9 protein-coding genes are annotated in these 9,893 nt (G+C 61.1%); 1 reads left to right on the forward strand and 8 read right to left on the reverse strand.

Translation table 11 applies throughout. The features are described from left to right. Positions 1–16: 16 nt before the first annotated feature. From DXD49_RS02665 to purH, 6 genes are all read right to left on the reverse strand, one after another. On the reverse strand, positions 17–1,309 hold the full coding sequence (locus tag DXD49_RS02665) for a HipA domain-containing protein (protein WP_117794139.1): 1,293 nt from the start codon (positions 1,307–1,309) through the stop codon (positions 17–19). Next, positions 1,309–1,599: a helix-turn-helix domain-containing protein gene (locus tag DXD49_RS02670; protein ID WP_082435520.1), complete on the reverse strand. Its 291-nt coding sequence runs from the start codon at positions 1,597–1,599 to the stop codon at positions 1,309–1,311. The genes DXD49_RS02665 and DXD49_RS02670 overlap by 1 nt, the downstream gene beginning before the upstream one ends. 178 nt (positions 1,600–1,777) lie before the next feature. Next, positions 1,778–2,821, reverse strand: coding sequence for a sensor histidine kinase (locus DXD49_RS02675; RefSeq protein WP_117735527.1), 1,044 nt, complete (start codon positions 2,819–2,821; stop codon positions 1,778–1,780). Between the two features lie 9 nt (positions 2,822–2,830). Continuing rightward, entirely contained in the window at positions 2,831–3,502 is a 672-nt protein-coding gene (locus DXD49_RS02680) for a response regulator transcription factor (protein WP_117794140.1), read from the reverse strand. 176 nt (positions 3,503–3,678) lie between these two features. After that, the gene (locus DXD49_RS02685; protein ID WP_233541726.1) at positions 3,679–4,386 is read right to left on the reverse strand and encodes a hypothetical protein; all 708 of its coding nucleotides are present in this window, start codon (positions 4,384–4,386) and stop codon (positions 3,679–3,681) included. A 105-nt stretch (positions 4,387–4,491) separates the two neighbouring features. Next, positions 4,492–6,099, reverse strand: coding sequence for a bifunctional phosphoribosylaminoimidazolecarboxamide formyltransferase/IMP cyclohydrolase (purH, locus tag DXD49_RS02690; RefSeq protein WP_117794141.1), 1,608 nt, complete (start codon positions 6,097–6,099; stop codon positions 4,492–4,494). A gap of 277 nt (positions 6,100–6,376) precedes the next feature. Here purH and DXD49_RS02695 point away from each other — a divergent pair, with 277 nt between their 5' ends. Further along, on the forward strand, positions 6,377–7,018 hold the full coding sequence (locus DXD49_RS02695; protein WP_117794142.1) for a GNAT family N-acetyltransferase: 642 nt from the start codon (positions 6,377–6,379) through the stop codon (positions 7,016–7,018). A gap of 109 nt (positions 7,019–7,127) precedes the next feature. Here DXD49_RS02695 and DXD49_RS02700 read toward each other — a convergent pair whose 3' ends face one another. Together DXD49_RS02700 and DXD49_RS02705 are read right to left on the reverse strand one after the other, a co-directional pair. Then, positions 7,128–9,074: a DUF2207 domain-containing protein gene (locus DXD49_RS02700; protein ID WP_158564847.1), complete on the reverse strand. Its 1,947-nt coding sequence runs from the start codon at positions 9,072–9,074 to the stop codon at positions 7,128–7,130. A gap of 163 nt (positions 9,075–9,237) precedes the next feature. Then, positions 9,238–9,893 (reverse strand): transposase (locus tag DXD49_RS02705; protein WP_147347823.1); only part of this gene is annotated, 656 nt, incomplete at its 5' end.

Here is a 9,893-nt window from a genome sequence, read left to right on the forward strand (position 1 = left end):
GGGGCGGCACGTTTTGTTATGAGGCGATCCTGCTTAGACGGGCTTGTACTTCTGGAATGATCTTCTCGAACATTACCTCCGCCTCGGGAAAACCATCTTCTTTGAGACCGCGCGCGGCGTCTCTTAGTGCGTCTGGAACCTCATTGCAGGTGTCGGCTATCATCCCGGCAACGATTCCCGCGGGCAAACCCGCCTCGATCATTTGGTTCATCACCGATCCGCGCGTTACATCGTCGATCTTCCGGCTCCCACCAAACGAGACGCCCATCTCGCGAACAAGGCTGGGGTAAACCGTTGTGCACAGCACGTCATAGAGCGGCGCCAACCTCACTTGTTTCCAACTTTCGTCCCACACGAGCGACCAGTTCTTAAGATGGTTATCGCAGTTACCTACGGCATAATCGAACAGCTGGTTATAGCCGATAAGGAACCTATCCTCCATTTGATTAGTCGACACCCTTCGCACCGCATCGACGATAAGTCCCAGATAATTGACGCCCGTCGGCTCATATTTAAGCTCACGCGAGATACCCTTGGCCTGACAAACATCTTCCTGGTGCAAACGATATGGAATTGGCAATCCATCAACCGAGCGTCCGTCATCCGACGTTACTCGATCAAATCGCTTCACAGCGATAATCGGCTCGGCGTCCTCAACCCGGATTAGAAAGCATTCTTCGGCCGATAGGTCCATCAGAGATGCGGCTCTAACGCACATTGCTTCACACACCGTCTCGCCCGGAAACGTTTTCGACCCCGCCTTGAGGACGTGCGTAGATGGAGCCGCTCCATGAGGCAGGTACCATCCGCCGCACGGGTCATCGCCCGTATGGTAAAGGCCAACCTTCGCCTGAGCACCCGCAAGGGAGATTCGACTCTCTAGCGCTAAGTCAAAAGCAACCTCCGCCGGTGCGTATGCCAGCCTGCTTAGCCGCTCCCCATCTATCTCTTCATAGCCCATTTCGAGACCCTCGGCCGAAGGCTCTCGCGTCAAAACAAGAGCGCCGACGGGTTCATCGCGGACCAAATCGAGCACCTTAAAGTAATCTCCGCGTTCCGCTCGCGCCCTTTTCTCGAGGTCCCTATTAAGCTGCCCCTCTGGAATGATGCCAGAGAAAAAGGAGCCCGTTACGTCCGGGCTGAACGCCTCGGCCGACAAAGGCAGCGAGGCCGAAATCGGGGCCGCATCAGCACTCTCGAGATACTTGGGGTCATAGGCGAATATCGGAAGCCCGGCGTTTTCCTCTAATACGCCAACCAGCTGGTAGGAACCATTAAACTCACGATGAACGAACAGTGCGCCATCCATTATTTTCCCCTCACCTTCAGAATAAAATCGATATCCACGATGGAGGCGTAGTCGAAAATGACGCCAATTTCGACCGTTGTCCGCCCCCGCTCGATATCACCGATCACACGAAGGCTGCGACCCGTCATAGTCGCGACGTCACGTTGAGTTAAGCCAAGCTCACGCCTTCTGAGCCTGAGGGCCTTCCCCATCTCGGCCGGATCGAAAACCATGCGCTCCGAGAAAGCAGCTTCTGACGGCTTGAGCTTGATGCGCCCATCCAGCTTTTTAATCGTTGTCACTGTTCTCATGATGCTCCTAGCTATATTCCTATTCGTGAACACAGTATAAAACTACTAAGCTATGTTCATGTACGAGAATATAGTATCGACTTCATTAGCAATGTTCCCGTTCAGGAATATAGTTGTTAAAAGCCCCCGATTTGTTCCCAGACGGGAAGATTCCGATCGGCCGCGCCATACGGGCCGGCTACTCAAAGTATTGGAACTTGTTCGTCGAGAAGGCAAACGTAACGACAAAGCCTTCGCCGGGGTCGGACGCTGCGGTGACGTCGATGCCCATCTTGGAGCACAGGCGCGCCACCAGGTAGAGGCCGATGCCCGTTGCACGCTTGGTGGTGCGGCCATTGTCGCCGGTAAAGCCCTTCTCGAACACGCGTGGCAGGTCTGCCGCACACACGCCGCAGCCGTTATCGGCGACGGCAAGCTCAATGCGCTCGCTTGCCAAGCCCTCGTCCAGCAACGCGCCCGAAAACACGATCTTCGCGCCGTCCTCGCACGCATATTTAATGCTGTTCTGAATGAGCTGGCCCAGGATAAACTCGAGCCACTTCTCGTCGGTAAAGACCTCGAAATCGAGGTTCTCGCACACCGGAGCCACGTGCGCCGCAATGAGCTCGCGCGCGTTGGCCTTAATCGCACCCGCCACCAAGGTCTTAAGATCCCAGCGGCGAATCAGGTAATCGCGCTCCACGACTTCCGAGCGCGCATAGTACAGCGCCTGGTCGATATAGCGCTCCACGCGATCCAGCTCGCGACCCAGGTCATCCACGCGCGACAGGTCGTCTTCGCTGCCGTCCAAGTTTTCCAAAATCAGATGGGCTGCCGCCAGGGGCAGCTTGGCCTCGTGGACCCAGCTCTCGATATAGTCGCGATAGTCATCGGTCTGACGCCGGCCTTCGGCAACCTCATCGCAAGCGGCTTTGCCCACCCGGCGCAGAACCTCGTACTCGAGCTCGCCCTCGGCATAGGTTGGGCATTGCACCATCTCCTGCACCCACGCGGGGCTCTCCAGCTCCTCGGCCGCACGCTCCAGCTGGTGCAGAAAGCGGCGACGGCGCGCATATTCGATCACGATACCCAGTACGCCAAAGATAAAGGACACGCCAACCGCCACGATCACGATGGATGCGGGGGCGCCGGCCACCGTCAGCACAAAGCAGCTCAGTAGCACGCCGCACGTCCACACGGCAACGGGCAGCAACGCGTCTTTAAAGAACTTGCCAAACGACATGGCCGGACCCTAAACCGAATAGCCTTGGCCGCGGTGCGTGGTGAGGTACCCCTTGACGCCGATCTTGTCGAGCGTCGCACGCAAGCGATTGATATTGACGGTGAGCGTGTTGTCGTCCACAAAGGCATCGGAATCCCACAGGTCCTGCATGATGGCCGAGCGCGAGACAATCTTGCCCACGCGACCCAAGAGCAGCGAGAGAATGCGCAGTTCGTTTTTGGTGAGCTCGGTACTGTCACCGGTTGCCGTATTGGTGACCGTGGAGCGGGCAAGGTCGAGCTCCAACCCCTTGTGGACCATGGTGCTGTGCTCGCCTGCCGACGTGGTGCGGCGCAGCAGCGCGTTGATGCGCGCCACGAGCACGCGCGCGCTATAGGGCTTGGAAATAAAGTCGTCCGCGCCGAGTGTCATGGCCATGACCTCGTCGATTTCGGTCGTGCGCGACGTAAGGACGATGATGGGGACCTCGGATTCGCGGCGGACTTCGTGGCAGATGTGCTGGCCGTCTTTGACAGGAAGCGTGAGGTCGAGCAGCACCAGGTCGGGCGCGGCAGCGAGAATATCGCGCGAGACGTGCTCAAACGATTCGCAGGACTCGACCTCAAAACCAGCACGGGCAAGGATGTCGGCGAGCTCGCGACGAATGGGCTCGTCGTCCTCAACGATATAGATCAGCGCCATGGATTACGCTCCCCTCTTAGTTGTCTTACAGCCATTATTGCCGCGAAGTCGCCGGCACGCGCCTCGCGCGGCAACAAGGTGACAGAACTGTTCGCGAACGAAAGGTTCGACTCGCCCTCGCTCGCAACGGGTGCGGGGATCAAATGATTATAAAATCCCCGCGCCAGAAAAATCATTTAGCGGCGGGCGCGGAGCTTTTCGTAACCGTCGGCGAAGAAGGTGACCATAGCAGCGTCCGCCTCGGCAGCGTCGGCATCGGCAGCGGGAACCACGCCGTGCTCGTCGCTCACCAGAAACAAAGCACCCTTGAGCTGCGCGGGAATGTCTACGCGCGTGACCGAGATGCCCTTGGTCTGGGCCAGCTGCTCGATGAGCGTCGCCGTACCGCACAGGCACTCGTCCGCCGGCGCCACAAAGGCCAGCTCTCCGTCGTTGACGGAAGCGAGCAACTCGGGCGCCACGCCGGTTTCGTCGGCCTCGGAGCGGGCCTCGGCAGAGCGGGCACGCAGCGCCTTGGCCGAAGTATCGGCCAGCGGCTCGTACTCGCCCACCGTCATGGCGGCATTGCCGTTGACGTCGATCACTAGCATGAGCACGCCGTCGTGCGCGGTGTAATCGCCCTCGGCAAGCGACCACTCAACGTGCTGCTTTGCCCAGCTGAGCATGTTACGGGTGAGCGGCTCGCCCTGCACCAAGCGCTCGGACAGCGCACGGATGTGACGGTTGAGCATGGGTACCTTTTTGTTGGACATGCGCCACCGGCACACGAGCGCGGGCTCGTCGAGCGTAAACTTCTCAACCGCCTCCTGATTGGCGCAAAAGTCCTCGTACGCGCGCTGGTCCTCGGCATTGCCAAACAGCTCGGCATCATCAATCTGGGGCATGGTCATCCCTTTCGTGTTAGTCATTCCGTCCTCTTATACCAAAAAGACGGCCCTCCAAACGGAGCGGCCGTCTTTTGCAGAGATTATTTTGTCCCGTGGCGAAACTTAGTGCCTAAAGTGGCGGGCGCCCGTAAACACCATAGCGATATTGTGCTCGTTGCAGGCCTGGACGCTCTCGTCGTCGCGCCTGGAGCCGCCGGGCTGGATGATGCAGGTCACGCCGTGTGCGGCAAGCACATCGACGTTGTCGCGGAACGGGAAGAACGCGTCGCTTGCGCAGGCAAAGCCGCCCTTCTCCACGCCCTCACGCTCGCAGAAGTCCTCGGCGCGCTCGCAGGCAAGCAGCGCGGAGTCAACGCGGTTGGGCTGACCCGGGCCCATGCCAATGCCGGCCTTGCCCTTGGAGACCAGGATGGCATTGGACTTGACACCCTTGCAGACCTTCCAGGCAAACTCGAGCTCGGCCATCTCGGCATCGGTGGGCTTGCGGTCGGTGGGGAACGTAAAGGTCGCGGGGTCCTCGGTCACGTGGTCGACCTCCTGCACCAGCATGCCGCCGTCAATGGAGCGCAGCTCCACCTTGGCGCCGTGGTCCACGCCGCCGGTAGCCAGCACGCGCAGGTTGGGGCGCTTGGCCATGCGCTCGAGCGCCTCGGCGGTGTAACTCGGGGCGATGATGACCTCAACGAACTGCTTGTTCTGATCGGCAAAGTGCTCAACCAACTCAAAGGGAACCTCGCGGTTGCAAGCGATGATGCCGCCAAAGGCGCTCTTGGGATCGCAGGCAAAAGCGCGGTCGTAGGCAGCCGTGATGTCCTCGGCAACGGCGGAACCGCAGGGGTTCTGGTGCTTGAGGATCACACAGGCAGGCTCGTCGAACTCGCGGACCAGGTTCCAAGCGGCGTCGGCGTCCAGATAGTTGTTGTAGCTGAGCGGCTTGCCCTGAATCTGCTCGGAGCCAACGAGCGGGAACTGCGAGCTCGCGGTGTTCTCGCAGCCCTCGGCAAAGCGATAGACCGTGGCCTTTTGCTGCGGGTTCTCGCCATAGCGCAGGTCGTCGACCTTCTCGAGCGAAACCTCGAGCTTGGCAGAGGTGTCCGCCACGTCGCTTGCCTGGGCGGCAAGCCAACGGGAGATAGCCGTGTCGTAGGCGGCGGTGGTCTGGTAGACCTTCACCTGCAGACGACGACGGGTGGAAAGCGTGGTGCAGCCACCGGTCTCGTGCATCTCGGCCAGGACGGCATCGTAGTCGGCCGGGTCGGAGATGACGGTAACGCTCGCGGCGTTCTTAGCAGCGGAGCGCAGCATGGAGGGGCCGCCGATGTCGATGTGCTCGATGGCGTCCGCAAAGGTGACCTCGGGGTTGGCGACGGTCTTCTCGAACTCGTACAGGTTGACGACGACCAGGTCGATCAGCTTAATGCCGTGCTGAGCCGCCTCCTGCATGTGCTGCTCGGAATCGCGGCGGGCCAGCAGCGCGCCGTGAACCTTGGGGTGCAGGGTCTTAACGCGGCCGTCCATCATCTCGGGATAGCCCGTGAACTCCTCGATGGGGGTTACGGGAACGCCCGCATCCTCGATAGCACGAGCCGTACCGCCCGTAGAGATGATCTCGACGCCAAAGTCATCGACCAGCGTCCGTGCGAAATCGACGACGCCCGTCTTATCGGTAACCGAGATCAACGCGCGTGCGATCTTCACATCAGATCCCATGCAGTCCTCCTGTCTGGTACGCCGCCGTGCTCTGTGAGTCGGTGATACGTCGATCTGCAGCGCTCGCGCAGCGGCATTGAAAATACTGATTTAATGTAGCGCATCGAGCGCGTCGATGCACCCCGCAACGGTCGCATGTGCAGAAAAAGCTTGCGAGTGGAGGATGTGGGCGCAGCGCCGGGCACGGTGAGTTCATGGAACACAGGGGCACCATAATTAGATGCCAATGGCGTGGTAGAACTGTGCTCGATATGCATCCGCAAAAGAAAGAGGCACCATGGTCTCGCGGGTTCTCTACCGACCGTTTGACACCGAAGACTTCGACGCCATCGCGCTGATTCTGCAGCAGCTTTGGCATAACAATTCGGATAACGATGAGTACAACCGCCTCGAGGCCGCGTGCGACCTCGCCTATTGCCTTTCGTCGTCGACGTTTTCGCAGGTTGCCGTCATCGACGGTCAGGCGCGCGGCATCGCGCTCGCGCGTGCGGGGCAAAGCTCCGGCGCCACCGTCAAGGAACATTGGATGGATACCGAGCGCGCGCTGCTATCGCAGATGCGCGAGCTGGAGCCCGATGCCTGCGCCGAGTATCTCTCGTTTGTGCGCGCAACCATCCGCACCAACAACCGTCTGCTCGAAAGCAGCCCCCTGCCACACGACAACGAGGTCACGCTGCTTGCCGTGGATCGCGATGTCCATGGCTTGGGCGTCGGCTCGGTGTTGCTCGATGCTGCGGTCTCGCACCTGTCCTCGCGCGGAGCGACGAGGGCGCACCTGTACACCGACTCCAACTGCTCGTGGAAGTTCTACGAGCTGCACGGCTTTAAGCGCACGGCAACGCACCGCGCCAACCGAGAAGAGCGCCGCCACGACATGCCGCGCGAAAGCTTCCTCTACGAGCTGGACCTAACCGCCTAAACCCGGCAGCCACACCTAGTCATTCAAGAACGTCCCATCTCGGCACATAAGAAAGGGACGGGCTTCCCCGACGGCTGTCGAGAAAAGCCCATCCCGTAATTTAGGACCGCTAGAACGTTCCGCCGCCGCCTCCGCCGGCACCGCCGCCTCCGCCGCCCGAGAAGCCACCGCCTCCGCCGCCGCTCGAGCTGTCGGAACTCGAAGCCAGCTCGCGGATGGTCTCGTGATACACATCGTTGAACGAATCGAGCGGAGACTCGTTGCCGTAGTGATGGTAATACCACCAGTAGCAGGGGTAGTTGTCGTAGAAATCGTCGCTATTGCGCAGGTCCGCAGGCACTGCCTCGGCCAGCTGTCGCAGCACTTCTTTCGAAACGCCCAGCGCCACGCCCATCACCAGCAGTTTGTTCCACAAGATCAGGTCGCTGGGGATGGCCTCCTTCAGGCGCGTAAAGTCCTCGAGCCAATGCTTGAGCGCCTTGCAGCGAGCCGCCACCTCGGCGCCCTCCGGCGTGTAACGGCGGAAGGTGCAGCTCAGGACAAAACCCACAATCGTGACGGGGATCGAGATCATAGCGGCACCGACGTTGGCGTCCGCAAAGTCGGTATAGAACAGAGAACCCAAAATGCCAAAGACAATGATGATGCCGAGAACCAGGCCGGCCACCATCGCGATAGTGCCATCCGATGCGATAAACTCGCGCTCCTCCAGCTTGCCCTTAACCGTGCTCTGATAGTCCTCGAGCTTGTCGCCAACAGATTCAGTACGCTCGCTGGCATACTCCTCCAGCTCGCTAAACGTGCGCGAACGGACGCCGTCTTTATCGGGCTTAACGCCAGCGAAGAAGACCTTGAGCACGTCGCGATCGATGCCGTCCTTCTTGGCAGCCTTCCAGGCCTCGTCGGTCACCGTGATGCGATACGTCCGCTCCTCTTTTTCGCGACGGAGCAGACCCTTCTTCTTGGTCTCGGTCGCTTCTTCTAGCTTGATCACGCGGTCGTCGGTCAGCTTCATCAGCGTGGCGATATATGCCTGATCGGGCACGTCGTTCCAGCTCATAAGAGCTGCAAGCACCGCGGGATGGTCGGCCGAGGGCACGTCGCGGAAGTATTCATCTTGGAAAAGCGGCTTTGGCTTGCGACGGCGCAGCTTGAGCACGACGATTACGCCGGTAAAGGTCACCGCCGCGACAACACTTACCGCGGCAAGCGTATTTGCGATCATGCGGGCGCGGGCGCGGCGGGCGTTGGCCTCCTCGGCCCATGTCTTCTCCTCGCTCAGGATTGTCGGCATGCGCTCCTCGCTCGAGGCGGAAAGTCCTGGCACCCAGTCGCTGGGGAAGGCGATGCGCGCCTCGGCAAATTCGCCCTCGTGCACGCACGGAATGGTGTAGGTGACCATGGGTTTGTCCGCATCGAGCGATACGTCGCCCGTCAGCGGGCCGTGGCCCCATGCGCGGAAGTTATCGCCCTTGCTCGCTGGCGTTCCGATGGCACCGTCCGCGAAGTAAACTTCCATCTCGACGTCGTCGGAATTCGCAGACCAGCCGTCACCCACGAACTTCCAGTAGAGCTCGGCGGTATCGGCCCAGTTCATAACCGCACCGGTCATGGTGTAGCTCACGTAATAGATCGCGCTGTCGTCGCTCTCGTGGGGGCTGAAAACCTTGATCCTTACGCTGCCGTCGGACTGCTCAACCGTATAGACGCCGCTGTCGCCTTTGTTTGCATAGTCGACCCTGCTAAACGCGGCATCGTCTTCCTCGACGCTCAGCACATCGACGCCCGCCGTGCCGCCCTGCTGGTTGGTGCCCGTATTGATATCCCAATACACGCCGTTGATATCGTCGTCGAAATCAAACTGGCGTCCCTCGACAACGGTCAGCGATCCATCGGCTTCGACCGTGGCACCGATATAGGTTTGGGTCATGGAGTAGCCGTCGGCGTGCGCGGCGGCAGGCAGTAGCAACAACGCAAGCGCGACGAGTGCGCAGACGGAAGCGAATCGCGCAAACAGGTGGCGCTGCCGACAGGTCTTGGCAACGGGGGCGTTCATAGGCACATCCTTTGTCTGTGATACCAGTAGCGTCATTGTCCCACGTTTGCGGGTTCATGTGACGAACATCTAGGTCAGCGGAGTGTCAAAACGGGACAAAAGTCACGCCCGCACCCCGGCAGTTAGTCGTTGGGTGTTCCTATAGTTTTGTCAACCGTCGGGGCTACTCCCGGTAGGGCACCCGGTCGCGCATCACGGCGTATATCGCCCTGAGCCGCTTCCTCGCGACGGCCTTGAGCGCCCGCCCGTGCCCCATTCCCCATGCCCTGCAGGCCCGGTAGTACTCGCCGTAGCGCCCCGAGGACCTCACCAGGCTGTTGCACGAGAAGATCAGCAGGGACTTGAGCTTCGCGTCGCCGCGCCTGGACGCCCTGACCGACCTCACCGACGTGCCGGAGCTCCTAACCCTCGGGACTATGCCGCAGTACGAGGCCAGGTGGTCGTGGTCCGGGAACCTCCCGATGTCGACCGACACCGCGAGCCGCGCCGCGGTCCTCGGGCCGATGCCGGGCACGGTGAGCAGGCACGCGTAGGTCTCGTCGCCCTCGAGCAGCGCCGCCGTCTCGGCCTCGAGGGCCCCGGCCTCGTCGTGGGCCTCCGATATCCGGGCGGCCAGGAACCTGACCTGCCTGTTCTCGGCCTCGACGATCGCCGGCGGGGGCGCGGTGGAGGCGGCCGCGGCCTCCCCGGCGGCCTCGGCCTGCGGGCCCCCGGCCCCGGAGCGGGCGATCCCCCACGCCCCGCCGAACCCGGCGAGCAGCTCCAGCCACCGCCGGTCCGACAGGTCGACCGCGGCCTCGAGGGCCGGGCAGGACTCGA

This window comes from Collinsella sp. TM05-38, from assembly GCF_003466445.1.
In the GTDB taxonomy this organism is placed as follows: Bacteria; Actinomycetota; Coriobacteriia; order Coriobacteriales; family Coriobacteriaceae; genus Collinsella.